The organism is Nocardia miyunensis NBRC 108239, assembly GCF_001613065.1.
Classification (GTDB): domain Bacteria; phylum Actinomycetota; class Actinomycetes; order Mycobacteriales; family Mycobacteriaceae; genus Nocardia; species Nocardia miyunensis.
In genome coordinates, this window is the sequence record NZ_BDBQ01000096.1 from 1 (window position 1) to 26,619 (window position 26,619).

Genomic DNA, 26,619 nt, shown 5'->3' on the forward strand with positions numbered 1-26,619 from the left:
CCTGCGCGGTTCCCGCGATACCCACGGTGGCTCCGGCTACCAAGGCACAGGCAGCGGCGATTTTCCTCATCATTGTTCCTCTCATGAGACTCCCCGGCCTTCGCTGCCCGGGGAGATATAGCTCCGGCATCACACCGGAACGGGTCCACAGCCGACCCGCGACCGGACCAGCTCAAGGGCGATACGGGTCCGCCCGCTCGACCACTGGCGCGGACTTCCAGTCGGGCAGACCCAGTTCCGGGGTTCCGACCGGGCTCTTACCGCCGGACAGATAGGTCCACTGCGCGTGGCCGAGCTGGTGGATCGTGAAGCAGGAATCGAGCGCGTGGGACAAGCCCATCGCATCCTGGCTCTGATTCACCGAATCCTTGACCAGCAAGGCCGCCATGGTCGGTACCCGCGCGATCCGGCGGGCGAAATCCAGGGTTCGATCACCCAGTTCCTCCGCGGGGAAGATCTTGCTCACCATGCCCAGGGCGCGGGCGTCCTCGGCGTCGATGCAGTCACCGGTGAGCAGCAGTTCCTTGGTCTTGCGCGCGCCGAATTCCCAAGGGTGGCCGAAGTATTCGACACCGCACATGCCCAGCCGGGTGGCGACGACGTCGGCGAATCGCGTGCCTTCCGCGGCGACGATGAGATCGCACGCCCACGTCAGCATCAGGGCCGCGGAGAAGACGTTCCCGTGCACCTGCGCGATGGTGATCTTGCGGAGTTTGCGCCATCGCAGGGTGTTCTCGTAGAAGTAGTGCCACTCCTGGTGGTAGCGGGACTCCACGGCGTCGTGCGTTGCGCCGGTGCAGGTGAACGACCAGTGCTGATCGGGACCGGGCTCACGTTCGGCGCGGTAGTCGGGGCTGCCGAGATCGTGGCCGGAGGAGAACGCGGGGCCGTCGCCGGCGAGGACGACCACCCGTACCGCGTCGTCGGCCTCGGCCCGCAGGAAGGCCTCGGTGAGCTCCACGAGCAGGCCACGGTTCTGGGCGTTGCGATATTTCGGGCGGCTCAACACGATTCGCACGATCGTGCCGTCGTCGTGGGTCTCGTAGCGCAGGTATTTGTATTCGGCGGGATGGTGGTCGCCTCGCGGCATGGGTGAATGTCCTTTCCGGTCAAGGGGTTTCGGTCACGACCGGACGAGCCTGAGCGCCTGGTCGAGCAGGGCCTGGGAGACGCCGTGGAAGCGGCGGCCGAGCGTGGCGTCGGCCTTTCCGGCACAGGCGCGCGCGTGGGTGCCCTCGAGGATGATCGCGAGGCGATAGCAGGCGAGCACCTGATACCAGTCGAACTCGGACATGTCCCGGCCGCTCGCGGCGCCGTAGTGGGCGATGACTTCCGCGCGTGCGGGAAGGCCGTCCAGCCGGCGCGCAAGACCCACGGTGCGGGACTCCTCGGGGTCGGGCCAGGTCGCCAGGAGATGACCCAGATCGAGCAGTGGATCCCCGACAGTGCCCAGCTCCCAGTCGACGACTGCCGCCACCTCCGGGCGGTCGCGATGGAACATCACGTTTCCGAAGTGGTAGTCGCCGTGGATGATTCCCTTGCGCCACCGCGCGGGCCGGTGCGTGTCGAGCCATCGGCCGATCTCGTCCACACCGTCGAGGTCGGGGCCCGGCCAGCCGTCGAGTTCGTGATACGAGTCGAGCTGCCGTCGCCAGCGATCGACCTGCCGGTCGATCCATCCGTCGGCGCGAGCGAGTTGCGCCGAGCCCAGGACCGCGGGGTCCACCGACGCGAGAGTTGCCGCGCCGCCGACCACGGACAGGCCCATCGCGTGCTGCAGATCGGGCGACGAGGCGAACGGCTCGGGCACCTCGGCGGTGGCGGTGAACCCTTCGACCGCCTCCATCACGAAGAAGACGCAGCCGAGCACCTGGAGGTCCTCGCATGCCGTGACCAGACGCGGATGGGGGACCGCGCTGCCGGCGAGCGCGGCGAGCAGCCGTGCTTCGCGACGCATCGTCTCGTCACTGTTGCTGCGTTTGTGCAGGGGCGGACGACGGAAGACGTAATCGACGCCGTCCCGGGAGAAGCGAACGAGGATGTTCTGGGTGCCACCCGTCAGTGCGCACACATCGGTGATGGGGCCGGTCCCGACCTCGTCCCGGTCGAGCCACGCCGTCAGCGCGGCGACATCTACCGGATCCCGATCGATCATCGACTTCACCTCGTGTCTTTCCGTATCCGATGTGTGAGCGGCGGTGCCGCGGGAGTGGGTGCCGCGGAGTGATCCAGCTCATCCGCGCCCATCGGAGACTACACATCTCTAGCAACCATTGTCATGAATTATTTCAAATTGAGGCGCATGGTTGTTATCGTTTGTCGCAGGCTGCCCGAAGGTTGCCGGACTCGCAAGGCCCGGCTGGTCGGGCGCACATCATGAAACGACGCGTTCTCACCAGGTGGTGCAATGGGTATCGAAATGGTTCTGGACATGGCTGTGTCGGTCCATCCGGACAGGCTCGCCGTGGGGCGCCATGCGGCAGGCATGACCTACCAGCAGCTCAGCGACGCCGCCTCCCGGGGCGCGGCGGTCCTGACCGGGTACGGTGCGGCGCACGTCGTCTTCGTCGGCGTCAACGGCCCGGTGCTGCCGGTGCTGACCTTCGCGGCCGCCCGCGCCGGGATTCCGATCGCGCCGCTGAACTACCGGCTCGCGGCCGGCCAGTTGCGCGATCTGATCGGACAGCTCGACCGGCCGGTGATCGTCGCCGACCCGGCGTATCGGGACAACCTGGACGGAGTCGCCGACACCGTACTCACGACTGAGCGGTTTCTCGAACTCGCACACTCGGCCGGACCCGCTGTCGCCGATACCGCGCCCGACGACACCACCGCGGTCGTCTTGTTCACCAGCGGCACCACCTCGGCGCCCAAGGGGGTGCTGCTGCGTCACCAGCATTTGCTGTCCTACCTGCTCAACACGGTCGAATTCGGTTCCGCCGCAGCGGAAGACGCGACGCTGGTCAGCACGCCGCCCTATCACATCGCCGGGATGGGCGCGGTGCTCAGCAACGTCTACGCGGGTCGGCGGATGGTGTATCTGCCGGACTTCACCCCGCAGGGCTGGCTCGACATCGTCCGGGAGGAGGGGATCACCGGCGCGATGGTGGTGCCGACGATGCTCGCGCGCGTGGTCGAGCACCTCAACGGCGCGCCGGGTGACGCGCCGAGGCTGGCATCGCTGGCCTACGGCGGCGCCCGCATGCCGCAGCCCGTGCTCGAGCGGGCGCTGGAGGCGTTCCCCGACACCGGGTTCGTCAACGCCTACGGGCTGACCGAGACCAGTTCGACGATCGGCGTGCTCGGTCCCGACGATCACCGTGCGGCCCTGGCGGATCCGGCGATCCGCGCCCGCCTGTCGTCGGTCGGGCGGATCGTGCCAGGGATGCAGGCCCAGATCCGCGACGAGAACGACGCCGTACTCGCAGACGGCGAGACCGGCCTGCTCTGGGTGCGGGGCGCGCAGGTCAGCGGGGAATACATGGGCAAGGGGTCGGCGCTGGACGCCGACGGCTGGTTCCCGACCCGGGATCAGGCTCGCATCGAGGACGGTTACCTGTACATCGGCGGCCGCGCCGACGACACGATCATTCGCGGCGGTGAGAACATCGCCCCGGCCGAGATCGAGGACGTCCTGGTCCAGCACGGCGACGTCCGGGAGGTCGCCGTCATCGGTATTCCCGACGACGAGTGGGGCGAACGAATCTGCGCGGTGATCGTGCCGAACGCCGAAGTCCACGCCGACGCCGACGCGGTCCGGACCTGGTGTCGCGAGCGCCTGCGGGGCTCCCGGACGCCCGATGAGGTCGTGTTCGTGGCCGAACTGCCCAGGACCGCCACCGGAAAACTGGTGCGCCGCGATCTGGTCGCGCGGGTCGCCGGCTGACGCCGCACATCTGTTCACCATAGTTTTCCGTTCTTCTGGAGGATCCATGCGAAGTGCCGTGATCGTCGACGTCGTCCGTTCGGCCTCGGGCCGAGGCAAAACCGGTGGCGCGCTGTCCGGCGTCCACCCGGTCGACCTGCTGGCCGAGGTGCTGCGATCGCTGATGTCGCGCAGCGACATCGACCCCGTCCTCGTCGACGACGTCATCGGCGGCTGCGTGAGCCAGGCCTCCGAGCAGGCCGGCAACATCACCCGGTCCGCGGCGCTGGCCGCGGGACTGCCCGAGTCCACGCCCGCCACGACCGTGACGCGCGCGTGCGGTTCGAGTCAGCAGGCGGTGCACTTCGCGGCGCAGGGCGTCCTCGCGGGCGCCTACGACGTCGTCGTCGCCTGCGGGGTCGAGTCGATGAGCCGGGTACCGATGGGCACCGCGCCGATGGGTCGTGATCTGGTGGGAACCGCACTCGCACAGCGATATCCGCAGGGCTGGATCAGTCAGGGCGTCGCCGCGGAACTGGTGGCGCACAGGTACGGCCTGCACCGCGACGATGTCGACCGGTATGCCTTCGAGTCGCACCGGCGCGCCGCCGCCGCGGTCGCCGCGGGCCACTTCGATCGCGAGATCGTTCCGGTTCCGGTGCCGGGTGGCGCACACGCCACCGACGAGACGATTCGCGCCACCACAACCGTCGACGGCCTGGGCACATTGCGCGCCTCCTTCCACTCCGAGGAGGCGGCACAGCGTTTCCCCGGCCTGGACTGGATGATCACTCCGGGCAACTCCTCGCCGCTGACCGATGCGGCCGCCGCGACCCTGATCATGTCCGAGGAGAAGGCCGCCCAGCTCGGGCTGACGCCCCGCGCGCGCTTCGCCGGCTTCGCGGTCGCCGGTGACGACCCGCTGTACATGCTCACCGCGCCGATCCCCGCCACCCGCAAGATCCTCGATCGCACCCGTCTCGCCGTCGCCGATATCGACGTCTACGAAGTCAACGAGGCTTTCGCCTCGGTGCCGCTGGCATGGGCGCGCGAGTTCGACGCGGATCCGGATCGGCTCAACCCCGTCGGCGGCGCGATCGCGCTCGGTCATGCGATCGGCGCATCCGGAGTACGGCTGCTGGCGACCATGGTCGGGGAGCTCGAGCGCACCGGCGGCCGGTACGGCCTGCAGACGATGTGTGAACACGGCGGGATGGCCAATGCCCTTCTCGTCGAACGTATTTGAGCATTCGACAACGAATTCCGACAGCAGCCGAGGAAGGCGCATTCGTGGATATCAATGGCAAGGTCACACTCGTCACCGGTGGTGCGTCCGGTCTCGGACTCGCAACGGCCCGCCACCTGATCGAGCGGGGATCCAAGGTGGCGCTGCTCGACCTGCCGACATCGCCGGGCGCGGCCATCGCCGCGCAACTCGGCCCGAACGTTGTGTTCGCCGCCGCCGACATCACCGACGAGTCGGCTGTGGCGCGGGCGCTGGACGCGGCCGAAGATCTCGGCGAACTCCGCGCGGTCGTCAGCTGCGCGGGCACGGGCCGGTCGCTGCGGGTCGTGGGCCGCCAGGGCGTTTTCCCGCTCGACGCGTTCGCCGCCGTCGTGCGGATCAACCTGATCGGTACGTTCAACGTGGTGCGGTTGGCCGCCGAACGGATGTCGCGCCTGGATCGCGACGGCGAGGAACGTGGTGTCATCGTGACGACCGCGTCGGTCGCGGCCTTCGAGGGACAGATCGGTCAGGCCGCCTACGCGGCCTCGAAGGCCGGCATCGCCGGGATGACGCTACCGTTGGCACGGGATCTGGCGTCGCTCGCGATCCGGGTCGTGTCCATCGCGCCGGGACTGTTCGACACCCCGCTGCTCGCGGGCCTGAACGACGCGGCGAAGGCATCGCTCGGCGCGCAGACCCCGCACCCCGCACGGCTCGGCAATCCCGTGGAATTCGCTTCTCTCGCAGCGCATATCGTGTCCAATTCGATGCTCAACGGCGAGGTCGTCCGGCTCGACGGCGCGATCCGGATGGCCCCGCGCTGATCGCGATATTCGATTACCCGACAAGGAGATACGACGATGACAGCTCCGACCCTTCCACTCGAGGGCAAGGTCGCTCTGGTGACCGGCGGCAGCCGGGGGCTCGGCCGTGAGATGGTGCTCGCGTTCGCGAAGGCCGGGGCCGACACGGTCGTGGTCAGCCGCAAGCTCGACAGCTGTGAGAAGGTGGCGGCCGAGGTCACCGCGACCACGGGACGACGTGCGCTGCCGGTGGCCTGCCACGTCGGCGACTGGGATGCGCAGGAGCGCTTGGTCGCCCGGGTCTACGACGAATTCGGCAAGGTCGACATCCTGGTCAACAACGCGGGGATGTCGCCGCTGTACCCGAGCCTGGAAGAAGTCTCCGAGGCGCTCTTCGACAAGGTGTTCGACGTCAACCTCAAGGGGGCTTTCCGGCTCACGACGTTGATCGCCCCGCGGATGGCCGCGGGCGGCGGCGGGTCGATCATCAACATCAGTTCGATCGCCGCGGAACGGCCCACTCCCGAGGAACTGCCCTACGCCGCGGCCAAGGCCGGGCTGAACATCCTGACCAAGGGATTCGCGCAGGCGTACGGGCCCACCGTGCGGGTCAACGCGATCATGGCCGGTCCTTTCCTCACCGATATCAGCAAGGCGTGGGATATGGACGTGGTCGCCGAGAAGATGAAGGCCCTGCCGCTGGGCCGCGCCGGAAATCCCGGCGAGATCGTCGGCGCCGCATTGTATCTCGCGGGACCGGGGTCCGGTTATACCTCCGGCGCGATCATCCCGGTCGACGGCGGCCGCACCGCGATGCGGTGACCACCCGACCAGAACCTTTCCCTACCAACTGTTTAGGAACCACGATATGAGCTGGGGATTCGAGACCGACCCCGAGTATCAGCAGGTGCTCGACTGGGCCGACGAGTTCGTCACCGCCGAGGTCGAGCCGATCGACCAGGTCATCACTCACGCGTGGGACCTGCGGGATCCGTTGCGGCAGAAGCTGATACCACCGTTGCAGGACAAGGTCCGGGAGAAGGGGCTGTGGGCGACGCATCTCGGGCCGGAACTGGGCGGGCCGGGTTACGGCCAGCTGAAACTGGCGCTGCTCAACGAGATCGTCGGACGCACCCACTCGGGGCCGATCGTGTTCGGGTCCCAGGCGCCGGACTCGGGCAACACCGAGATCCTCGCACACTACGGCACCCCGGAACTCAAGCGGCGCTACCTCGAGCCGCTTATCGAGAACAAGATCGTCTCCTGCTATGCGATGACCGAACCGCAGGGCGGATCGAATCCGGTCGAGTTCGAGACCACGGCCGTGCTCGACGGTGACGAATGGGTGATCAACGGCGAGAAGTGGTTCGGCTCCAACGCGCGCTTCGCCTCGTTCTACATCGTCATGGCGGTGACCGATCCCGAGGCCGAGCCGCACCGGCGGTTGTCGCAGTTCATCGTCCCGGCCGAGACGCCCGGACTCGAGATAGTCCGCAATACCGGTGTGTGGGGCCACGACTACGAGGTCGGCACACACGCCTACACCCGATGGACCGATGTGCGGATCCCCAAGGACCACATCCTCGGTGGCGTCGGGCAGGGGTTCGAGGTGGCGCAGACCCGCCTCGGCGGCGGCCGCATCCACCATGCGATGCGCACGGTCGGGCTGGTGCGGCGCTCGCTGGACATGATGCTCGAGCGTGCGGTCTCGCGCACGACGCGGGGCAGCAGGCTGGGGGACAAGCAGCTCGTGCAGGAGATGATCGCCGATTCGTGGTTGCAGCTCGAGCAGTTCCGGCTGCTGGTACTGCGCACCGCGTGGCGGATCGATCAGGAGAACGACTACCGCAAGGTCATCAAGGACATCGCGGCGGTCAAGGCGGCGATGCCCAAGGTACTGCTCGATGTGACCTCGCGAGCGGTGCAGTTGCACGGTTCTCTCGGTGTCTCGAAGGAACTTCCCCTGGGCAAGTGGTTGTTCGAGGCGTACCACATGGGCCTGGCCGACGGGGCCACGGAGATCCACAAGATCGGGCTGGCCCGTCAGCTGCTGCGGGATGCGACACCGCACGAGGGTTTGTTCCCGAGCTACCACGTGCCCGCGCTCGAGCAGCAGGCCCGCGCGAAGTTCGCGGACGTATTGAGCGACATCGACGGATAGACACCGGTGCGGGACGGGCCGTAGAGCAATTCTGAAATGCTCTGCGGCCCTTAGCAGTTCGGTGATGTTTCGGTTGCGGACGACGATGCCTCGCCGCAGGTGCTCGCCCTGGGATCAATCGGTTCGCGCCGATGGTGGTTGCCGTGGCGACGATCCGGGCGGTGGTATCGCCGTGACGCCGATCCGGCTAGATCGTGAGGACACCGGCTTTCTCCAGCGCGGTGATCTCCGAATCGCCGAGTGCGAGAACCTCGCGCAGGACGTCCGGGCCGTCCGCGCCCAATCGGGCAGCCGGTCCGGTCCGCAGGTGTGCGCCATCGTAGGAGGCGGGTGCGGCGGCGGCCAGGTAGGCGCCGATCCGTGGTTGGGTCAGCTGGGCGAACAGCGGATTGACTTCGAGGTCGCCGGACCGGACCACCTGCTCGAACGTGCGGTACCGCTCGTGCAGGACCGAGGACGCGTCCAGCTTCCGGCCGACGTGCTCGGCGCTGTGGGCACGGAACCAGCGCGCGAACAGCGCGGTCAGCATGTCGCGATGTTCGTAGCGGTCGCTCTCGTGGCCGAAGTCGGCTCCCAGCGCCGACTCCATCGCGGCGACGAGCCGCTCGGTGCCGGTGACGGCGGTCAGGGCCCGGAAGTGGCGCGAGGTCAGCGCGACGACCATGAACCGCTCACCGTCGGCGGTGACGAAATCGGTTCCGTACGTTCCGAATACGGCGTTGCCGGTGGGGGCGCGGCCACTGCCGTTGATCTGCACCTCGGTGAGGTAGCCGAGCGCGCCCGCGGTCGCCAGGGCGACGTCCTCGAGCGGCAGGACGATCCGTGACCCCGATCCGGTGAGCTCGCGACGGCGTACGGCCGCGGTGACCGCGAGCGCGGCGTGCAGGCCCGCGGCGACGTCCCATGCGGGCAGCACGTGGTTCACCGCGCCGTCGTGCTCGACCGGGCCCGTGATCCGGGGGAATCCCAGCGCGGCGTTGACGGTGTAGTCCACGGCGGGGCGGCCGTCGTGGCGGCCGAGCAGTTCGAGCGTGATGACGTCGGAACGCAGCGCGGACAGGGTGTCGTGGCTGAGCCATTCCCGCTCGCCCGCATTGGTCACCAGGATGCCGCCGCCGTCACCGGGGGCGCTCACCAGGCGCTGGACGATCTCACGTCCCGCCTCGCCGCGCAGGTCCAGAGCCAGTGATCGTTTGCCCCGGTTGAGTCCGGTCCAGTAGATCGATTCCCCCGAAGTGGTCAGTGGCCACCGGTCGATGTCGGCCGCGCCGCCGATCGGGTCGATCCGGATGACCTCTGCGCCCAACTGACCCAGGGTGAGGCCGCACAGGGGAGAGGCGACGAAGCTCGAGATCTCGACGACTCGGACCCCGGCGAGGGGACGATCATCCGTGCGGTTCGTGGGGGTCATTTCAGGATCCTCCGGGCGACGCCGCCGCTGAGCGTGCGGTGCAATCAATGATAATAAATCGAACCATAACATTTGACAGCATGATTCGCGGAGAGTGATACTGCCACCATGGCAAGCATTTCGGCAGTGAGCCCGGAGGATTTCGCTGACATCCTGGCGCAGACTCGGGAGTTCATTCGCAAGCAGGTGGTGCCGCGGGAACGGGAGATCGCGGATACCGACAGCATCCCGCGGGACATCCGCGCGAACGCCGCGGCCATGGGTCTGTTCGGTTACGCGATCCCGCAGGAGTGGGGCGGACTCGGGCTGGACCTGACCCAGGATGTCGAGCTGGCGATGGAATTCGGGTACACGGCGTTGTCGCTGCGCTCGATGTTCGGCACCAACAATGGGATCGCCGGTCAAGTGCTGGTGGGGTTCGGCACCGACGAGCAGAAGGCGCGATGGCTCGAGGACATCGCCTCCGGCGCCGTCGTCGCCTCGTTCGCGCTCACCGAACCCGGCGCGGGATCCAATCCGGCCGGACTGCGGACCAGGGCGACTCGCGAGGGCGACGACTGGATCATCAACGGCGACAAGCGTTTCATCACCAACGCGCCGCTGGCCGACCTGTTCATCGTGTTCGCGCGGACGCGCCCGGCCGACGAGAACGGCACCGGCATCGCGGTGTTCCTCGTGCCCGCCGATACGCCGGGGGTCGAGGTCGCGCCCAAGGATCGCAAGATGGGGCAGGAGGGGGCCTGGACCGCCGACGTGCATTTCACCGACGTCCGGGTGCCGCACGCGGCCCTGGTGGGCGGCAGCGAGGATGTCGGCTATCGCGCCGCGATGACCTCGCTGGCCCGGGGCCGGGTGCACATCGCGGCGTTGTCGGTCGGTACGGCACAGCGCGCGCTCGACGAGGCGAGCGCCTACGCCGCGACGGCGCCCCAGGGCGGAACGCCGATCGGGGACTTCCAGTTGGTGCAGGCGATGATCGCCGATATCGCGACCGGCGTCATGGCGGGCCGGGCGATGGTTCGTGAGGTCGCGGCCCGCTACGTCTCCGGGGAGGACCGGCGGATCGGCCCGTCCGCGGCCAAGCTGTTCTGCACCGAAATGGTCGGCCGCGCAGCCGATCTCGCGGTGCAGGTGCACGGCGGGTCCGGATATCTGCGCGAGGTCGCGGTGGAGCGGATCTACCGGGATGTGCGACTGCTGCGGCTCTACGAGGGCACCAGCGAGATCCAGCGCCTGATCATCGGCGGCGGTGTGGTGAACGCCGCGAAAAAGGCGGCTGGCGTGGCGGGACGCTGAGATGGCGGTGCCGCCGACCGTGACGGTCCGGAATATCGAGACGCCGATGGGTGCGATACCTGCGGCGTTCGGGGAATCGACGGGTCCGGTGTTCACGGCGACCGGTCCGGACGGCAGGCGGGAAATCGGCGCGCCGGGTACCGCCGGAACACGCGGTGGCGAATCGGAATGACGGACGAACAGGAGTGGCAGTGGGATTACTGGATGGCAGGGTCGCCGTCGTGACGGGGGCCGCGCAGGGCATCGGTCTCGAGATCGCGCGCACGTTCGTGCGCGAGGGGGCCAGGTTGGTGATCGCGGACGTCAACGACGAGGCGGGTGCGAAGGCGCAGGACGAACTCGGCGGTGCGGGTGTCGCCAGATATGTGCGCTGCGATGTCCGGGACAGCGCCGCGGTGCGGTCCGCGACCGAGATCGCCGAGGATGCGTTCGGCCCGCTCGGCGTCTTCGTCAACAACGCGGGCATGACGCGGGATTCGACGATGCGCAAGATGAGCGAGCAGGATTTCGACGACGTCGTCGCCGTGCACCTCAAGGGCGCGTGGAACGGCACCCGCGTGGCCGCGGATCGGATGCGCGAGCACGGCGCGGGCGCGATCGTCAATATCTCCTCGATCTCGGGCAAGGTCGGCATGGTGGGGCAGACCAACTATTCGGCGGCCAAGGCGGGGATCGTCGGGTTGACCAAGGCTGCCGCGAAAGAGGTGGCCTTCCGAGGCGTCCGCGTCAACGCCGTGCAGCCCGGGCTGGTTCGCACCCCGATGACCGAGGCGATGCCCGAGCGCATCTGGGAGCAGAAGATGGCGGACATCCCGATGGGTCGCGCCGGCGAGCCGAGCGAGATCGCGTCGGTGGTGTTGTTCCTGGCCAGCGACCTGTCGAGCTATATGACGGGCGCGGTGCTCGAGGTGACCGGCGGCCGTCTGATGTGACGGCCGAGCTTGCTTGCCTTAATTTATGACTATCATTATGGTGATCTGGAAGGATCCACGGCGAAGGAGCGGAGATGTCCGACAACACACCCGGTACGCAGGCTGCCGGCGGGAGCCGCCTGCGTTGCGACGAATGCGGCTCCGAGGCGATCGTCACGACCGCGGGCGGGTCCGCGCTGACCTGCTGCGGCGTCCCCCTCGAGATCACCTTCGCCGGCAGCTGACCGGAGAGAGAACACGACGATGAACGAGATCGGTAAGCGCTACACCTGCGGTACCTGCGAGACCCAGGTCATCTGTGTCAAGAAGGGGCAGGGCCGGTTCACCTGTCACGGCGCGCCCATGGAACTACTCACCGCCAAGCCCCTGCCGTCCTCGGACTAGGGCCCGGCCGCAGGCCGGAATTCTTTGTGCCGCAACACCTCTGATCGTGCGCGAACGCGCCGGGAGGGGTGCGGCATTCGCGTAACAGTAAGGAGTGTTCAGATGGCTGGTCCACTCGACGGACTCGTCGTCATCGATGCGAGCTGGGGTATGCCGGCGGCCATCTCGACGATGATGCTCGCAGACTACGGCGCCCGGGTGGTCAAACTCGAGCGTCCCGGTGGCCCGGTCGACAAGGACTCGGCCTTGCGCAAGTCGACCGACCGGGGCAAGTGGAGCGTCGAGGCCGACCTCGCGACCCCCGAGGGGCGTGCGATCGCCGAACGGCTCCTGGCCGGCGCGGACGTCTTCGTCGAATCCTTCGGCGCGGGCCGGGCCGAAGCGCTCGGCCTCGGTTACGACCGGATGCACGAGTCGTTCCCCGAACTCGTGTACTGCTCGGTCACCGGCTACGGCAACGACGGACCACTGGCGGGCCGCCCCGGCTACGAGGCGCTGCTCAACGCGCGCCTCGGGCAGATGGCCGAGCAGGGTGGCCACCGCGACGGCCCGGTATTCCTGGGACATCCGACCGTCTCCTACGGCACGGCGTTCATCACCACGATCGGAATCCTCGCCGCCCTGCGGGCCCGCAAGCTCAACGGCACGGGTCAGAAGGTCGACACCTCGCTGCTCGACGGCATGCTGGCGATCTCGTCGATGAACTGGTGGTGGAACGAGAAGGACATCTCCTATCTCGCCCGCCGCGGGACCCAGAAGGGTTTCGGCAACAAGCGGCTGATCACCGATCCCTTCCAGTGCGCGGACGGAAAGTGGCTGATCCCGCACACCGGCGGGCCCGGCTCCTACAAGCGGATGATGGATCTGCTGGGCTTCGGCGAACGGACGCGGTCGATCTCCGGGCCCGAGATGGCGGTGCCGCTGGACGACGTGGAACTCGACATCGCCCGCAACAAGGTGCCGGAGGCGTTCCGGTCGCGTCCTCGCGATGAATGGCTCGAGCTGTTCCACGCCGCCGACATCGCGGCATTGCCCGTGCTGCACCCCGAGGAGACCTTCGCGGACGATCAGGTGATGTTCGCCGAGGTCGCGATCGAGCTGCCCGATGCCGAACACGGCACGCTGCGGCAGATCGGCCCGGTGATCCGCTTCGAGAAGTCCGTGCCCGCGACGCCCGAACCAGCACCCGCCGTCGGCGCGCACAACGAGCGGGTCGGCGAGATCGCTCGTTCGCCGCTGTGGGCGGCCGCGCCGGTGGGCGAGAAGGTCGGCGCGCCGTTGCAGGGTGTGCGGATTCTGGATTTCAGCTCCTACTTCGCGACCGGGTTCGGTGCGCGTCTGCTGTCGGATCTCGGCGCCGACGTGATCAAGATCGAGCCGCTGATCGGTGATCAGATGCGCCCGCTGGGCGATCTGTTCGAGGCCGCCAACCGCGGCAAGCGCAATATCGCACTGGATCTGCGCACCGCCGAGGGGCAGGAGATCGCGCATCGCCTGGTCGCCGAGGCCGATGTGGTGATGCAGAACTATCGCCCGGGCAAAGCGGAGAAAATCGGCCTGGGCTACGAGCAATTGCGGTCGATCAACCCGGACCTGATCTACGCCTATCTGCCCGGATTCGGTTCGCGCGGACCGAAATCCACGTTGAAGTCGTTCGCGCCACTGGTCTCGGGCCTGGTGGGGTTGAACTTCGAGGGCGCGGGCGCGGGCAATGCGCCGATCCGCCGCGTGATCGGCAACGAGGATCTGTACAACGGTTTCCTCGGCGCGGTCACCGTGCTGCTCGCGCTGCACCACCGCGCGAACACCGGCGCCGGGCAGTATGTCGAGAGCCCGCAACTGCATTCGAGTCTGTTCGTGATCAGCGAGCACTCCGCCACCCTGGACGGCGCGGCGGTGCCCGCGCATCAGCTCGACTCCCAGCAGATGGGCCTGTCACCGCTGTACCGCCTGTACCACACCGCCGACGGCTGGATCGCGATCGCGGTGTTCGGCGACGCGGCCTTCGGCAGGCTGACCGCAGCGCTGGATCTGGCCGATCTCGCCGCCGACGAGCGCTTCACGACCACCGCGGGGCGCGCCGCGAACGCCGGGGCGCTCGCCGATCTGCTGGCCGCCCGATTCGCGGAAATGCCCAGCGACAAGGCATTCGCGCTGCTCGACGGCAATCGCGTCCCCGCCGAGGTCCCGCTCGACTACCCGGTCATGCCGGAGTTGCTGTGGGAGGAGTGGGCCGTCGAGTCGGGGCGGGTGGTCGAGCATCACCATCCCGAGTACGGGTGGTCACGGGAGGTCGGCATGGTGATCCATCTGTCCGACACCCCGGGCCGGTTCAAGGGTGGCAGTTCGCGCCTGGGCGAGCATTCGGCCGGAATTCTCGGCGAACTCGGCTACTCCGCCGACCAGGTCGAGGCCCTGATGGCCGGCGTGTGCAAGCTGCCCGCGGCGGCGAAGGAGGCCTGATCCATGGACATCACCTATCCTCCGGACGCGGAGGCGTACCGCGCCGAGGTTCGCGCGCTGCTCGAGTCCGAACTGCCCGAGGGCTGGCGCGGTATCGGCGCGCTACCCGCCGCCGAGCAGGAGGAGTTCCTGACCAGTTGGCGAAAGGTGCTCTCGGACAACGATCTTCTCGCCGTGTCGTGGCCGAGGGAGTTCGGCGGGGCCGGTCTGTCGAGTATCGAGCAGGTCGTGCTGAACGAGGAACTCATGCGCCTGGGCGTGCCCGACGGCACGGAGAACGACACGCTCGGCATCAAACTGCTCGGCAACACCATCACCGTGCTCGGCACCGACGAGCAGAAGGAGTACTTCCTGCCGCGGGTGCTGTCCGGGGAACATGTTTGGTGCCAGGGCTATTCGGAGCCCGAGGCCGGATCCGATCTGGCCGGGATGCGCACGCGCGCCGTGCTCGACGGTGACGAGTGGGTCCTCAACGGTCAGAAGACGTGGACGTCGCAGGGACACAACGCGAACTGGATCTTCGTGATCGCGCGCACCGATCCGACCGTCGCCAAGCACAAGGGACTGTCGTTCCTGCTGGTGCCGATGGATCAGCCGGGAGTGGAAGTGCGGCCGATCCTCAACGCGGCGGGCTATGTCGCGTTCAGCGAGGTGTTCTTCACCGACGCGCGCACTCCCGCGTCGCATGTGCTCGGCGGTGTGGGCGGCGGCTGGAAAACCGCCAACACCCTGCTGGGCTTCGAGCGCGGCGTGCGCGCGACCACCGACGCCGTCCGCTTCGGCCGGGAGGTGGAACGACTGATCGAACTGGCCCGCGAGCGCGGCCTCACCGCGGACCCGCGCATCCGGGCCGAACTGGCGTGGTGCTGGTCGCGCGTGCAGACCATGCGCTTCCGCGGCTATCGCGCCCTGACCAAGCTGCTCAACGGCGGCTCGTACGGCGTGGACGGATCGTTCTCGAAGGTGATCTGGAGCGAGTTCTTCCAGCGGCTCACCGAGGTCGGCATGGAAGTGCTCGGGCTCGAGGTGCTGGCCCCGAGCGGCAACGGCAACGACGGAATCCTGGTGACGCCCAACCCGGGCACGGACAACTCCTCGCGCTGCTGGACCGACATCGCGCTGTACGCGCGCGCCGCCACGATCTACGGCGGGAGTTCGCAGATCCAGCGCAACATCATCGGCGAGCAGTTGCTGGGGCTGCCGAAGGAGCCCCGCCTCGACGGCGGCCCGTTCCAGGACATCGGCCGTCGCCGCAGCGCCTGATTCGACACCTTCGCCGCAGTCACGGCGAAACGGGAGAACGGAAGACAACACCGTGTATTTCGCATTCGACGAAGACCAGGAGGAGTTCCGGAGTTCGCTTCGCCGTCTCCTGACCGAACGTGCCCCCATGAGCCGCGTGCGCGAGATCATCGCCGACGGCGCGCACGATGCCGGCACCTGGCGACTGCTGGCGTCGAATATGGGCGTCCCGGGACTGCACGTCGCGGAGGAGTTCGGTGGCGGCGGGTTCAGCTTTCTCGAAACCGTGATCGTGGCACAGGAATTGGGCCGCGCTCTCACCCCGGTGCCGATGGTGACCACGACCGGGGCGATCGAGGCCGTACTGCGGCTCGGCACCGACATCCAGCGCCGTGAACTACTGCCGAGACTGGTCGACGGCAGCGCGATCGGCGCGCTGGCGCTGAGCGGATCCGATGACACCGCAATCGATTCCGCGCGTGTGCATGCGTCGGGTGATTCCGCGACGCCCAGGTTGACCGGACGGCTCGACTACGTGGCCTTCGGGCATGTGGCCGATCTGCTGGTGGTTCCGGCGCTGGTTCCGGCCGGTAACGCGGTGGCGCTGTATGTGCTGGATGCGCGTGCGGACGGTGTAACCATCACGGCGCGAACATCTTTGGATCTGACCCGGCCGGTGGCGACGATCGAGCTGAGCGGTGTCGAGGCACAGTTCCTGGGAGCCGACCCGGATTCGATCGCCCGGGTGGTCAACGTCGTGCGCACGCTGCTCGCCAACGAGGCACTCGGTGCGAGCGAGGCCGTGCTGGAGATGGCGGTGAACTATGCGAAGCAGCGCATCCAGTTCAATCGCCCGATCGGGTCGTTCCAGGCGATCAAGCACAAGTGCGCCGATATGGCCATCGTGATCGATTCCGCGCAGGCGACCGTCATGTACGCGGCAATGTGCGCGGATGAGGACAACGACGAGTTCCCGCGCGTCGCGGTGATGGCGAAGGCTCAGGCATCGGAATGCCTGACTCTCTGTGCGGCACAGAACATTCAGGTGCACGGCGGCATCGGGTTCACCTGGGAGGCGGAACCGCATCTGTATTTCCGTCGCGCCAAGGCCATCGAACCGATCCTCGGCAATCACGCACAGCACACCGAACTGCTGGCCGAACTCGTCGGGATCTGAGATCGGACGGCCCGGTGATCCCGGGCCGTCTACTGTTCGTACACCACTCGCCCGCCGATGATCGTGCTGCGGACCGCGGCACTGTCCGGCATCGAATATGCCTGTGCGGCAGGGTGTTCCAGGAGCACCAGATCGGCCGGTGCGCCAGCCGCGACGGTGCGGGGCCGCCCGCCCGGATCGGACAGGGGCGTCAGATAACGTTCGAGAGCCACGGGGGCCCGCAGTGTCTCATCCGCGCCGAGCACAGTGCCGCCGGGAGCTCGTCGCGCGACGGCCGCGGCGACCACCTGCCAGGGGTCGGCCGGACCGTACGGGGCGTCGCTCGAAAGGGCAAGGCGCACACCGGCTTCGGACAGGCTCCGGCAGCGGTACAGATCCGGCAGATCGCGGCCCTCGACGCGACGCAGATAGTCGTCGCCGCGGTCGGCGATGAAACCGGGCTGGGTCACCACGGTGATTCCGAGGCGTCGCACAACCTCGATGGACTCCGCCGGAATCAGTGCGCCGTGTTCGATCCGGTCGCCCGCGACAGCGCCGGTCGCATCTAAGACGGCGAGCAGGATCAGCAGCGCCTCCCGGCTGACGCAGTGCACCGCGACGGGGCGGCCGAGATCGTGCGCGCGCCGGACGGCGGCTTCCAGCGTGTCGATATCGGGCAGATCCGAATCCGCGATGACGATCTTGTACGGCCCGACGGTCACGGCGGGATCGCAGGTGTGGCCGAGGGGCACGCCGAGCAGATTCAGTCGCTGCGGGACCGCGCCCGACGTCGCCGCGTCGATCAGACCCGCGAGCGACAGGGGAGTGAGATCCGGTGTGGCATCGGTGATTCCGGTGATCCCGTACCGGGACAGTTGCCTGCCGACCGCCGTGAGGTCGGGCGGACCGGTGTCGGGCAGTCGCGATCGGAGCCAGGTGTCCGCACGCCAGATCCGGCCGGTGGGTCGGCCGTCCCCGTCCCGTTCCACGCCGGGCTCCGCCGCCGAATCCAGGCCGACGAGGCGGGCCGCGACCGAGTTGAGCGTCCACATCGCGCCGCTGCGGTGCTGGATGCGAACCGGGCGTTCACGGTGCAGTGTGTCCAGCATGGCGGAATCGAGCATCCCGGCGACGGTCTCGACGTAGCCGACCCCGCGGATCCACCCGTCGCCGGGCGCCGCGGCCAGCGCATCGGCGAGTTCGGCGGCCGTTCGGACCTGCGGCGGACCACAGCGGACGGAGTTCGTATCGGCCGCCAGCGCGTGCAGATGCAGATGATGATCGTGCAGGCCGGGCAGCAGCGCACCGCCGCCCGCGTCGAGCACGGGGACCCCGGGCGCGTCCAGATGTGTTCCGAGGCAGGCGATCAGTCCGTCGCGCAGCAGGACGTCGGTGCGTACTCCGCGCACTTCGGCATCGCGAATCAGCAGACTCGTCATCCGAACCGCCTGCCCAGTTCGGCGAGAACCGAGTCCGTGTCGCGGCCGCTCGGAGGGGCGTCGCCGGTGACCTCCCGGCGGCTCGGCGTGATGATTTGCGCCTCGTCGATCGACTCGGTGACGGACGCTGGATCGAGTGTCGCAGCGACGACCGAGGACATCGCGACGTCCCACAGGCGACCGGAGCCGTCGGCGGGCTCGGACATCGCCAAGACCGCCGCGGTGAGTCCGGTCAGCGGGTCCGCGATCGCGTCGCCCACGAACACGGGTGTGCCGTCGCCGGTGCGGGCGACGAGTCCCGCGCCCGCGGCGATGTCGTCGCCGAATCCGATCCGGTTCGAGCCCCGCCCGTGCGCGGTGATCGAGATCCAGGTACCTCCGGAATCGGCGAAACCCTGTGCGTCGAGCCCGAATCCGATGAGGGCGCGGGGGCGCGAGGCCTCGATCACGATATCCGCGGAGGCGACGAGATCGGCCAGCGCGCCGCGCTGCCCGGGATCGCCGGGGTCCAGGACGACCGATTCGTGACCGGCGTGCAGCAGCCGATAGAAGCCGGGCTCGCCGCGGCGCGCGCCGTCGGGTCGGGTGGGCGTCTCCACCTTGATGACGCGCGCTCCCGCCAGACCGAGCAGATGCGCGCACAGGGGGCCCGCCCACAGCGCGCTGAAGTCGACCACCCGCAGGCCGTCCACCGGACGCGGGTGCAGCGGTTGCGGCGCGGCCGCGGGCGCCGGAGCGATGGGTGCCGCGGCCACTCCCAGTAGTTCCGCGCGCTCGGCCAGTTCGGCTCCGGAGTGTGTGCGGAGCCAGTCGGATACGTGCGGCCACGGATCGTCGTCGATATCGCGGCAGATCAGTGCGCCGAGCAGGACGGGATCGTCGGGTCGTGCGCAGCTGACCGCGGCCCAGCCGTCGGCGGTGGGCAGGAGGCGGCAGTGCCGGCCGGCCGACGTGGTTCCGCCGCGGCCGAACCCGGTGAAGGCGGCCCGTTCGGACAGTAACCGGGCCCCGTCCAGCCGGACCCGGCCGCCGGTGGCAGCGGCGATCCGATCGGCATGGCGGCGGGCGACGGTCGCCGCTGATCCGGGAGGAATCAGCGGCGGGCCATCGGCGTATCCGGTGAGCGCCGGCACACCGCTCTCCGCCCAGTCGCGTACGCGATGCGATACTTCTCCCGAGGCGCCGGACACGCGGTCGATCCTACCGGGAGCTAATAATCATATGCAGGGATCGAAGGGGGATGCCGGTCAGAAGGCGCTGCGGCCACCGTCGACGGTGTAGATGCCACCGGTGACCCAGTCGGCCTCGTCACTGGCCAGGAACAGCGCGATCGAGGCCAGATCCTCGGGGGTGCCCAGGCGGCGCAGCGGGAAACGGGCGGCGGCATCGGCGTCGAGCGCGGCCTGGTCCGCATCCGGTGCGGCGGCGCCCCGGTCGACGCGCGATTGATACACCAGCGGGGTCGGAATGGTCCCGGGGCAGATCGCATTGACGCGCACGTTGTCCGGCCCGTACGTGACCGCCATCTGCTTGGTCATCGCGATGACGCCGCCCTTGGCCGCGGCGTAGGGAAAGATCCCGGGCAGTCCGATCAGGCCGCCCATGCTGGCCTGGTTGATGATCGATCCCGTTCGGCGTTCGATCAGGTGGGGGAGTGCGTACTTCGAGGTGAGCCAGACCCCTTTGAGGTTGACCGCGATGACCCTGTCCCATTCCTCCTCGGTGGTGTCGGCCGCGTTGCCGGCGCCGTTGATGCCGGCGTTCGCGAAGACGACGTCGAGTTGGCCGAACTCGGCGAGGACTTCGGCGATCATCCGCCGCGCGTCGGCGTCGGAGGTGATGTTCGCGGTGACGGGCAGTGCGCGTCCGCCGGCCGCGACCATCGTCTCGGCGGCCGATGTGGCCGCGGCGGTGTCGAGGTCGACGATGGCGACGGCCGCGCCCTCGGCCGCGAAGCGGACCGCCGAGGCCAGGCCCAGGCCCGAACCCGCACCGGTGATCAGTGCGACCTTGCCGGTCAAACGTCCATTCGTGCTCATTGCGCTACCTCTCGAAGCTGTGGATTCAGGCGAACCGGGCGGTGAATCTCCAGGCCGGAACCGATCTCCCGGCGTCAATGTCTCTGTAAATGTTTATCATGATTGACATTTTCTTTCACCTGGCTGACGATGGCCGTGAACATCCTTGTCGGGCTCGGCGAGCCCGCGGTACGACGAAAGCGTGGGGCGTGAGCTATTACCTGAACGATGAACAGACTCTCCCGGCCATGACAGCGCCGAACGCCTCGGGGCGGGCGATGCAGATCGCCCTCGACGCGGTGCGTAGCCACGGCGGATACGTGATCGCCAAGCCCGTGCCTCGCGAAGGGCTGTGGCCGCGATGACCGTATCGAGACGCGCGGCATTGGTAGCTCCGGTCCGCACCGCGGTCGGGCGCTTCGGTGGCGCGCTGAAGGATGTCCCGGCGGTGACGCTGGCGAAAACTGTGCTCGCCGAGACGATCTCGCGCTCGGGAATCGATCCCGAACGGATCGAGGATGTCGCTATGGGGCAGTCGTACGCGAATTCGGAGGCGCCCTGCATCGGCCGGTGGGCCGCCCTGGACGCGGGCCTGCCGGTTTCGGTGGCCGGATTGCAGACCGACCGCCGCTGCGGAACCGGACTGCAGGCGGTGGTGACGGCCGCGATGATGGTGCAGACCTGCGCCGCCGACGTCGTGGTCGCGGGCGGCGTGGAATCGATGAGCAATATCGAGCACTACACGACCGGGGCTCGCTGGGGTACTCGAGCCGGTGGCCTGGAACTGTTCGACCGACTCGAGCGTGGTCGGGAGCGGTCGCAACCGGAATGGCGATTCGGACCGATCAGCGGAATGATCGAAACCGCCGAGAACGTCGCTGCCCGTTACGAGATCACTCGCGCGGAGTCCGACATCCTCGCCGCGGAAAGTCACCGCCGCGCCCACGAGGCGTGGGAGGCCGGGCGATTCGATGCCGAGGTCGTTCCCGTCGAGGTCACCGACCGCAAGGGTAACGTGACGATTTTCGCTCGCGACGAGGGGATCCGGCCGGATACCACCCCCGAATCCCTCGCGAAACTGCGTGCCGTCACACCCGGCGGGGTGGTGACCGCGGGCAATGCGAGCCAGCAGAACGATGCCGCGGCGGCGGTGCTGGTCGTGGCCGAGGATCGCCTGGACGAGCTGGGCCTCGAGCCGATCGGTTTTCTCGACGGCTGGACCGCCGCTGGATGCGATCCGGCGCTGATGGGTCTGGGTCCGGTAGCGGCGGTGCGGAAACTGTTCGCGCGCACCGGATTCGGCTTCGACGACTTCGATCTGGTCGAGCTCAACGAGGCGTTCGCCTGCCAGGTGCTCGGCGTCCTGCGCGGCTGGGGCTGGGACGACCGGGATCGGCTGAACGTCAACGGTTCCGGAATCTCGCTCGGCCACCCGATCGGCGCCACCGGTGTGCGCATGCTGACCACGGCGCTGTACGAGTTGCGGCGTCGCGGCGGCACTCGCGCGCTGCTGACGATGTGCATCGGCGGCGGACAGGGCATGGCGGCCTCGATCACCTCCGCTCATGCCTGACCGGGTCGCGATCGTCACCGGCGGCGCGAGCGGGATCGGCGCGGCGTGCGCCGAGCGGCTCGCCGCGGACGGATTCCGTGTGCTGGTCGCGGATGTGCAGGCCGAGCCCGGGGGTGCGCTGGCCGCGCGCCTGGGCGGCGAGTTCGTGCACACCGACGTGACCCGCGAGGACGATATCGAGGCGCTGGTGGACCGTGCCGGACCGCTCGAGGTGTTCTTCGCCAACGCCGGTGTGTTCGGCGCGCTGGGCCCGATCGAGCGGACCGACACCGCCGAGGCCGAGTGGACGATCGCGGTCAATCTGCGCGGGACACTGCTGTGCCTGAAACACGCTGTGCGCGTGATGCGTCCGCGCGGGCGCGGGTCGATCATCGTCACGGCCAGCCCGGGCGGGGTCGTCGGCGGCGTGGGCCCGCACGTGTACAGCGCGACCAAGGCCGGCGTCGCCGGGCTCGTGCGATCGGTCGCCGCCGAGGTGCGCGACTACGGCATCCGGGTCAATTCCGTTGTGCCCGGGGCGATCGTCTCACCGATGACCGCCGCCGTACTCGCCGGGGATCCCGCCGATCTCGGCGCGGCGGCGCGGGCGATGGCGCCCAGCCCGCTGGTGGGGCGTCCGGGTGTCCCCGGGGACGTGGCCGGGGCGGTCTCGTTCCTGGCCGGCCAGGATTCCGGATTCGTCACCGGCACAGAGCTTTTCGTCGACGCGGGGTACACCCACGCCCCGGGCCCGGCGAGCTTCGCCAAGGGCGGGTTCGCCGGGCACTGAGGGCGCCGGACTCAGCGGTCCCGGCTGAACACGAACGCGGTCGATTTCGACAGGCCGTTGGAGACGGTGACCAGGGCGCGCGCCGCGCCGGGTACCTGGCGTTCCCCGCCCCGGCCCGTCACCTGCAGAACCGCCTCGGCGAGGTGCGTCATACCGTGCAGGCGACCTTCGCCGAGCGCGCCGCCGCCCGTGTTGACCGGGAGCTTGCCGGTCAGCGCGGTGTGGCCGTCGCGCGCGAACGGCACCGCCTCACCGGGGCCCACCAGGCCCATGCCCTCGAGCCAGGTGAACACGAAAACGCTGAATCCGTCGTACAACTGGGCGTTGTCGATATCGGCAGGGCCGAGTCCGCTTGTGCGCCACAGTGTTCGCGCGATCTGCGCGGAGCCCTCGACGAGGTCCTCGAGCGTCATCACCGCACCGGTGGGCGCGGTATGGGTTCCGGCGGCGAATCCGGTGAGCAGCGCCGGTGGCTGCCGCAGATCCCGGGCCCGCTCCGCCGAGGTGAGCAGGAGCGCCACCGCGCCGTCGACCGGGATGTCGCAGTCCAGGATGGACATCGGGTCGGCGATCATGCGGGCGTTCGAATAGTCCGATGCGGACAGCGGCTGCCCGCGCCAGTACGCGTTCGGGTTCTTCTGGGCGTTGTCCCGGTTGGCCACGATGAAGGGGCTCAGATCCGCTCGGGTGAGCCCGTTCAGATCGAGGTATCGGCGCAGCACGGTCGCCGCCCAGGCCGGCGGCATACTGAAGCCGAAGGGCGCCTGGAATTGGTCGGGCCCCGCGGCGATCGCGCTGTCGTAGTTGATGTACCGGCCCTTGGGCACGTGCAGCGAACGGTAGACCAGCGCGTGTGTGCAGACCCCGGAGTGGATCGCCATCGCCGCGTCCATCAGGCTCTGCGTCACCATGGCGTTGGTGGATCCGGTCCAGGTGATCTGCGGCCGGATGCCGAGCAACTCCGGAAGGTGGTACGGCGTGAGCACATCGATCCCCTCGCCGGTGCCCTTCATCCCGCCGTAGCGCGGCATCGACGGGGACGTGGCGACTCCGTCCACGTCCGCGCGGGTGAGGCCCGCGTCGCTGAGCGCACGGTCGCACGCCTCTACGGTCAGAGCCGCCAGCGTGCGCGGCAGTCGCCGCCCGAGCTCGCTGTATCCGACACCCGCGACGGCGACCTTGTCCCGCAGTTCCCACATCTTCTTCACACTTCCGCCAACCGGAACTGCGGAAGTACACAGTCCTCGGAGATCTCTTCGAATTCCACCGTGACCGCGGCGCCGATCCGCACGTCGGCCCCGGTGGCGCCGAGCAGGTTGGCCACCATCAGCAGTCCGGGCTGCTCCACGAGTTCCACAACGACGACAACGAGCGGCACCAACTCGGCGAATCCGGGGCCGGGAGCATCGTCCAGCACGGTGTAGCTGTACACGGTGCCGCGGCCGGAGACCGGCTCGTAGCTCAGGTTCTCGCTCCCGCACGAGGGACAGGTGAGGCTGGGCGCGTGGTTGAAACGCGAACAGGCGCCGCACCGTTGGATGCGGAGCGTGCGCGCGCGGACGCTGTCCCAGAAGCCTTCGGTCACGTCGTCGGGAAAGGGGACCGGCCGGGTCGTCGAGGTCATCTCACATCTTCCACATCACGGGCGCCGCAAGCACTTTGGCGTAGTGCTTTTGGGTGTAGGCGGCCAGTGCCTGCATCTGCGTGGCCATCAGTTCCTCGGCGCGGTCGGCATCGTGTTCGGCGATCGCGGTGGCGATCTGGGACTGGATGTCGATGGTCAGCCGCCGCTGCCTGGGCGGGTACTCCACGCCGACCGCGGCCCCGTCGAGAATGTCGAACAGCGCGTTGAACAGCGCCGCGAAGATGAGGTTGCCGGAACCTTCCGCGACGGTCGTGTGGAAGCGCCGCGTCTGTCGCAGGAACCCCGCGTGGTCGTCGAGGTTCTGCCGTTCGAGCTCGACGATCTCGAACAGTTTCGCGGCGTCTTCCTCGCTCATCCGCTGGGCGGCGAGCCGGGCCATGTGGGGTTCCAGCGCGGCGCGGGTCTCGATCACCGTCTGGAACGGCGCCTGCTGGAACTGCAACAGCAAGCTGAGTGACGTGGCCAGCGCGGAACTGTCCGGCTGCTGCACGATCGGGCCGCCGCTGGGGCCGGGCTTGAGCGTGATAACGCCCTGTAATTCGAGGAACCGCAACGACTCTCGCAGCGTGCCACGCCCGACGTCGTAATCCTCGAGCATCGCCTTCTCGGGGGGCAGTCGATCACCGACCTGATTTCCGCGGCGGTTGATGTCCTCTACTATGCGCTGTGCCACGAGCAGCGCGGTCTTCTTCGGTCGTTCCAATGCGGTCATGTCCGGTCTCCCCTGTGTGGCTCTTGTGCTTGTAGCTCCCACACCCTACATTCAATGCTATTCATGTGTATAGATTGCCGTGAATCGGCGGCGTGTCAAGCGCTGCGATCGAACCTCCCGACGCTCGGATGAAGGTAGGAAATTTGCTGGGCGACAAGAGAGTCCTCGTGACCGGGGCGGCGCGGGGGATGGGCCGCGAACTCGCCGTCGAGGCGGCACGGCAGGGCGCCGCCCGAATCGGCATCACCGATATCGACGCCGCGGAGCTGGATGTGACCGCGTCGCTGGTCGCCGAATCGGGTGCACAGGTGCGGCAGCTGCGGGCGGATCTGCGTTCCACCACCGATATTCGAGAGATGGTCGAGGAGTTCGCCGGCTGGGCGGGCGGCCTGGACACGCTGTTCAACAACGCGGGTGTGCTCGATCACATGTTCACCGACCCGGATCGAACCGGCGTGGAAACGCTCGCGGAAGAGGTCTGGGACACGGTGATGGACATCAATCTCAAGGCGGTGTGGTCGGCGATCAAGTTCGCGGCTCCGCATCTGCGCGCCTCCGAGCGAGGGCCGTCGGTGGTCAACGCCGCGTCGGTCGCGGGCCTGGCCGGTACGCATATGCCGGCCTACGGGGTGTCCAAGTCCGCGGTGATCCAGTTGACCCGGGTGGCGGCGGTGAACCTGGCGCCACACGTCCGGGTGAACTGCTACTGCCCGGGGTCGATCCGCACGCCGATGAGCGAGGCGCATCTGGCCGCCGGGACGGACAAGCTCGCGCGGGCGCGATCGATGTACGGGACGCACCTCATTCCCCGGCTCGGCCTGCCGGTGGAAGTGGCGCGCACGGCATGTTTCCTGGCCAGCGACGAGGCATCGTTCCTCACCGGCGTCGCGCTCCCGGTCGACGGCGGGACGATGGCCTGGCGCGGCGTGCACGACTCGGTGGCGATCGACTAGGCCGGAAGGACCGTCATGAGCGACGATGAACTGGCCGAACTGCGCGAGCGGGTGCGTCGGCTGGAAGCGGCCGAGATCGCGCGCGATCACCTGTACGCCTATGCGCGAATCCTGGACGATCCGCGGCCCGATACGGTGACCGCGCTGTTCGCGCCCGATGCCGTGCTCACCACGCCGTCACGAAAGGTGAAGGGCCGTGCGGAGATTCGGGAATTCTTCGGATGGGCGTTCCGCGCCGATCCGTCGATCAAACGGCATTTCGTCGCCGATGCGCGCACGTCGTGGCTCGGTGATTCCCGGGTGCGCGTGCGGGCCCAGGTCCTGTTCACCAGGCGTGGCGCCGGACGTTCGGTGATCGGCTGGGGCAGTTACGACGACATCGTCGACGTCAGCGGTCCCCGGCCGCTTTTCACGGAGAAGAACATGGCGGTCGAGGTGAGTACCGATCTGGCCACCGGCTGGGCGTACGAGTAGCCGCCACGGTGCGTTGCGGTGTCACGCGATGCGGCTCCACCACTCGGTGGCCTCGGCAGGGTCCGTGGCGACCGGCCGGTGGCTGGTCGATGTGT

Annotated in this window: 25 protein-coding genes; 16 read left to right on the forward strand and 9 right to left on the reverse strand. The window is 68.4% G+C overall.

The genetic code is table 11. From position 1 onward, the window contains the following. Positions 1-172: 172 nt before the first annotated feature. A complete protein-coding gene (locus NM2_RS37210) occupies positions 173-1,090 on the reverse strand; it encodes an enoyl-CoA hydratase (protein WP_067679387.1) in 918 nt (305 codons plus the stop codon). 33 nt (positions 1,091-1,123) lie between these two features. After that, positions 1,124-2,155 carry a phosphotransferase family protein gene (locus tag NM2_RS37215; RefSeq protein ID WP_067679532.1) on the reverse strand — a complete coding sequence of 344 codons (1,032 nt, stop codon included), beginning with the start codon at positions 2,153-2,155 and terminating at the stop codon, positions 1,124-1,126. Positions 2,156-2,407: 252 nt separating this feature from the next. On the opposite strand from NM2_RS37215, the gene NM2_RS37220 reads away from it, so the two are divergent. The 5 genes from NM2_RS37220 to NM2_RS37240 are packed head-to-tail and all read left to right on the forward strand — an operon-like array spanning position 2,408 to position 8,057. Further along, entirely contained in the window at positions 2,408-3,886 is a 1,479-nt protein-coding gene (locus NM2_RS37220; RefSeq protein ID WP_067679390.1) for a class I adenylate-forming enzyme family protein, read from the forward strand. A 46-nt stretch (positions 3,887-3,932) separates the two neighbouring features. Then, complete coding sequence (locus tag NM2_RS37225; RefSeq protein ID WP_067679393.1) at positions 3,933-5,111, forward strand: thiolase family protein; 1,179 nt, start codon at positions 3,933-3,935, stop codon at positions 5,109-5,111. A gap of 44 nt (positions 5,112-5,155) precedes the next feature. Continuing rightward, the gene (locus NM2_RS37230) at positions 5,156-5,917 is read left to right on the forward strand and encodes an SDR family NAD(P)-dependent oxidoreductase (protein ID WP_067679396.1); all 762 of its coding nucleotides are present in this window, start codon (positions 5,156-5,158) and stop codon (positions 5,915-5,917) included. A gap of 36 nt (positions 5,918-5,953) precedes the next feature. Then, positions 5,954-6,718 (forward strand): SDR family NAD(P)-dependent oxidoreductase, encoded by a 765-nt coding sequence (locus NM2_RS37235; protein ID WP_067679400.1) that lies wholly within the window; start codon positions 5,954-5,956, stop codon positions 6,716-6,718. 46 nt (positions 6,719-6,764) lie between these two features. After that, the gene (locus tag NM2_RS37240; protein ID WP_067679403.1) at positions 6,765-8,057 is read left to right on the forward strand and encodes an acyl-CoA dehydrogenase family protein; all 1,293 of its coding nucleotides are present in this window, start codon (positions 6,765-6,767) and stop codon (positions 8,055-8,057) included. 187 nt (positions 8,058-8,244) lie between these two features. On the opposite strand, the gene NM2_RS37245 is transcribed toward NM2_RS37240, so the two are convergent. Further along, entirely contained in the window at positions 8,245-9,468 is a 1,224-nt protein-coding gene (locus NM2_RS37245; protein ID WP_067679406.1) for a CoA transferase, read from the reverse strand. A gap of 108 nt (positions 9,469-9,576) precedes the next feature. Between NM2_RS37245 and NM2_RS37250 the strand changes: the two genes are divergently transcribed. The 7 genes from NM2_RS37250 to NM2_RS37270 all read left to right on the forward strand — a co-directional run bounded on the left by NM2_RS37250 (position 9,577) and on the right by NM2_RS37270 (position 16,962). Then, entirely contained in the window at positions 9,577-10,764 is a 1,188-nt protein-coding gene (locus NM2_RS37250; RefSeq protein ID WP_067679409.1) for an acyl-CoA dehydrogenase family protein, read from the forward strand. A 191-nt stretch (positions 10,765-10,955) separates the two neighbouring features. Continuing rightward, entirely contained in the window at positions 10,956-11,696 is a 741-nt protein-coding gene (gene fabG / locus NM2_RS37255; RefSeq protein ID WP_067679412.1) for a 3-oxoacyl-ACP reductase FabG, read from the forward strand. 74 nt (positions 11,697-11,770) lie between these two features. Next, positions 11,771-11,920 (forward strand): hypothetical protein, encoded by a 150-nt coding sequence (locus NM2_RS48225; RefSeq protein ID WP_084531965.1) that lies wholly within the window; start codon positions 11,771-11,773, stop codon positions 11,918-11,920. A 19-nt stretch (positions 11,921-11,939) separates the two neighbouring features. Then, positions 11,940-12,080: a hypothetical protein gene (locus NM2_RS49710; RefSeq protein ID WP_157121601.1), complete on the forward strand. Its 141-nt coding sequence runs from the start codon at positions 11,940-11,942 to the stop codon at positions 12,078-12,080. A 102-nt stretch (positions 12,081-12,182) separates the two neighbouring features. Beyond that, positions 12,183-14,543 carry a CaiB/BaiF CoA transferase family protein gene (locus tag NM2_RS37260; RefSeq protein WP_067679414.1) on the forward strand — a complete coding sequence of 787 codons (2,361 nt, stop codon included), beginning with the start codon at positions 12,183-12,185 and terminating at the stop codon, positions 14,541-14,543. A 3-nt stretch (positions 14,544-14,546) separates the two neighbouring features. Further along, the gene (locus NM2_RS37265) at positions 14,547-15,806 is read left to right on the forward strand and encodes an acyl-CoA dehydrogenase family protein (RefSeq protein ID WP_067679417.1); all 1,260 of its coding nucleotides are present in this window, start codon (positions 14,547-14,549) and stop codon (positions 15,804-15,806) included. A gap of 52 nt (positions 15,807-15,858) precedes the next feature. Then, the gene (locus NM2_RS37270) at positions 15,859-16,962 is read left to right on the forward strand and encodes an acyl-CoA dehydrogenase family protein (RefSeq protein WP_067679420.1); all 1,104 of its coding nucleotides are present in this window, start codon (positions 15,859-15,861) and stop codon (positions 16,960-16,962) included. Positions 16,963-16,991: 29 nt separating this feature from the next. On the opposite strand, the gene NM2_RS37275 is transcribed toward NM2_RS37270, so the two are convergent. From NM2_RS37275 to NM2_RS37285, 3 genes are read right to left on the reverse strand one after another with little or no spacing between them, the layout of a single operon-like run. Continuing rightward, the gene (locus NM2_RS37275) at positions 16,992-18,380 is read right to left on the reverse strand and encodes an amidohydrolase family protein (protein ID WP_067679423.1); all 1,389 of its coding nucleotides are present in this window, start codon (positions 18,378-18,380) and stop codon (positions 16,992-16,994) included. After that, entirely contained in the window at positions 18,377-19,570 is a 1,194-nt protein-coding gene (locus NM2_RS37280) for a CoA transferase (RefSeq protein ID WP_067679426.1), read from the reverse strand. Before NM2_RS37280 ends, NM2_RS37275 begins: the two co-directional genes overlap by 4 nt. A 57-nt stretch (positions 19,571-19,627) precedes the next feature. Further along, the gene (locus NM2_RS37285) at positions 19,628-20,419 is read right to left on the reverse strand and encodes an SDR family NAD(P)-dependent oxidoreductase (RefSeq protein WP_067679429.1); all 792 of its coding nucleotides are present in this window, start codon (positions 20,417-20,419) and stop codon (positions 19,628-19,630) included. Between the two features lie 340 nt (positions 20,420-20,759). Between NM2_RS37285 and NM2_RS37295 the strand changes: the two genes are divergently transcribed. Then, entirely contained in the window at positions 20,760-21,971 is a 1,212-nt protein-coding gene (locus NM2_RS37295; RefSeq protein WP_067679535.1) for an acetyl-CoA C-acetyltransferase, read from the forward strand. Next, positions 21,964-22,740: an SDR family NAD(P)-dependent oxidoreductase gene (locus tag NM2_RS37300; RefSeq protein ID WP_067679435.1), complete on the forward strand. Its 777-nt coding sequence runs from the start codon at positions 21,964-21,966 to the stop codon at positions 22,738-22,740. The genes NM2_RS37295 and NM2_RS37300 overlap by 8 nt, the downstream gene beginning before the upstream one ends. 11 nt (positions 22,741-22,751) lie before the next feature. On the opposite strand, the gene NM2_RS37305 is transcribed toward NM2_RS37300, so the two are convergent. From NM2_RS37305 to NM2_RS37315, 3 genes are read right to left on the reverse strand one after another with little or no spacing between them, the layout of a single operon-like run. Further along, positions 22,752-23,939 carry a thiolase C-terminal domain-containing protein gene (locus NM2_RS37305; RefSeq protein WP_067679538.1) on the reverse strand — a complete coding sequence of 396 codons (1,188 nt, stop codon included), beginning with the start codon at positions 23,937-23,939 and terminating at the stop codon, positions 22,752-22,754. Positions 23,940-23,944: 5 nt separating this feature from the next. Further along, on the reverse strand, positions 23,945-24,364 hold the full coding sequence (locus tag NM2_RS37310; RefSeq protein WP_067679438.1) for a Zn-ribbon domain-containing OB-fold protein: 420 nt from the start codon (positions 24,362-24,364) through the stop codon (positions 23,945-23,947). Between the two features lies 1 nt (position 24,365). After that, complete coding sequence (locus NM2_RS37315; RefSeq protein ID WP_067679441.1) at positions 24,366-25,097, reverse strand: FadR/GntR family transcriptional regulator; 732 nt, start codon at positions 25,095-25,097, stop codon at positions 24,366-24,368. A gap of 128 nt (positions 25,098-25,225) precedes the next feature. On the opposite strand from NM2_RS37315, the gene NM2_RS37320 reads away from it, so the two are divergent. Beyond that, complete coding sequence (locus NM2_RS37320; protein WP_174575731.1) at positions 25,226-26,050, forward strand: SDR family NAD(P)-dependent oxidoreductase; 825 nt, start codon at positions 25,226-25,228, stop codon at positions 26,048-26,050. 15 nt (positions 26,051-26,065) lie between these two features. Then, complete coding sequence (locus tag NM2_RS37325; protein WP_067679444.1) at positions 26,066-26,524, forward strand: nuclear transport factor 2 family protein; 459 nt, start codon at positions 26,066-26,068, stop codon at positions 26,522-26,524. The last annotated feature ends 95 nt before the right edge of the window (positions 26,525-26,619 follow it).

Bases quoted from the DNA above. Each gene is read 5' to 3' on its own strand.
- NM2_RS37210 (WP_067679387.1), bottom strand. From the start codon at position 1,090: ATGCCGCGAGGCGACCACCATCCCGCCGAATACAAATACCTGCGCTAC.
- NM2_RS37285 (WP_067679429.1), bottom strand. From the start codon at position 20,419: ATGAGCACGAATGGACGTTTGACCGGCAAGGTCGCACTGATCACCGGT.
- NM2_RS37220 (WP_067679390.1), top strand. From the start codon at position 2,408: ATGGGTATCGAAATGGTTCTGGACATGGCTGTGTCGGTCCATCCGGAC.
- NM2_RS48225 (WP_084531965.1), top strand. From the start codon at position 11,771: ATGTCCGACAACACACCCGGTACGCAGGCTGCCGGCGGGAGCCGCCTG.
- NM2_RS37275 (WP_067679423.1), bottom strand. From the start codon at position 18,380: ATGACGAGTCTGCTGATTCGCGATGCCGAAGTGCGCGGAGTACGCACC.
- NM2_RS37225 (WP_067679393.1), top strand. From the start codon at position 3,933: ATGCGAAGTGCCGTGATCGTCGACGTCGTCCGTTCGGCCTCGGGCCGA.
- NM2_RS37215 (WP_067679532.1), bottom strand. From the start codon at position 2,155: ATGATCGATCGGGATCCGGTAGATGTCGCCGCGCTGACGGCGTGGCTC.
- NM2_RS37260 (WP_067679414.1), top strand. From the start codon at position 12,183: ATGGCTGGTCCACTCGACGGACTCGTCGTCATCGATGCGAGCTGGGGT.
- NM2_RS37240 (WP_067679403.1), top strand. From the start codon at position 6,765: ATGAGCTGGGGATTCGAGACCGACCCCGAGTATCAGCAGGTGCTCGAC.
- NM2_RS37305 (WP_067679538.1), bottom strand. From the start codon at position 23,939: ATGTGGGAACTGCGGGACAAGGTCGCCGTCGCGGGTGTCGGATACAGC.
- NM2_RS37315 (WP_067679441.1), bottom strand. From the start codon at position 25,097: ATGACCGCATTGGAACGACCGAAGAAGACCGCGCTGCTCGTGGCACAG.
- NM2_RS37235 (WP_067679400.1), top strand. From the start codon at position 5,954: ATGACAGCTCCGACCCTTCCACTCGAGGGCAAGGTCGCTCTGGTGACC.
- NM2_RS37325 (WP_067679444.1), top strand. From the start codon at position 26,066: ATGAGCGACGATGAACTGGCCGAACTGCGCGAGCGGGTGCGTCGGCTG.
- NM2_RS37295 (WP_067679535.1), top strand. From the start codon at position 20,760: ATGACCGTATCGAGACGCGCGGCATTGGTAGCTCCGGTCCGCACCGCG.
- NM2_RS37320 (WP_174575731.1), top strand. From the start codon at position 25,226: ATGAAGGTAGGAAATTTGCTGGGCGACAAGAGAGTCCTCGTGACCGGG.
- NM2_RS49710 (WP_157121601.1), top strand. From the start codon at position 11,940: ATGAACGAGATCGGTAAGCGCTACACCTGCGGTACCTGCGAGACCCAG.
- NM2_RS37245 (WP_067679406.1), bottom strand. From the start codon at position 9,468: ATGACCCCCACGAACCGCACGGATGATCGTCCCCTCGCCGGGGTCCGA.
- NM2_RS37250 (WP_067679409.1), top strand. From the start codon at position 9,577: ATGGCAAGCATTTCGGCAGTGAGCCCGGAGGATTTCGCTGACATCCTG.
- NM2_RS37300 (WP_067679435.1), top strand. From the start codon at position 21,964: ATGCCTGACCGGGTCGCGATCGTCACCGGCGGCGCGAGCGGGATCGGC.
- NM2_RS37310 (WP_067679438.1), bottom strand. From the start codon at position 24,364: ATGACCTCGACGACCCGGCCGGTCCCCTTTCCCGACGACGTGACCGAA.
- NM2_RS37265 (WP_067679417.1), top strand. From the start codon at position 14,547: ATGGACATCACCTATCCTCCGGACGCGGAGGCGTACCGCGCCGAGGTT.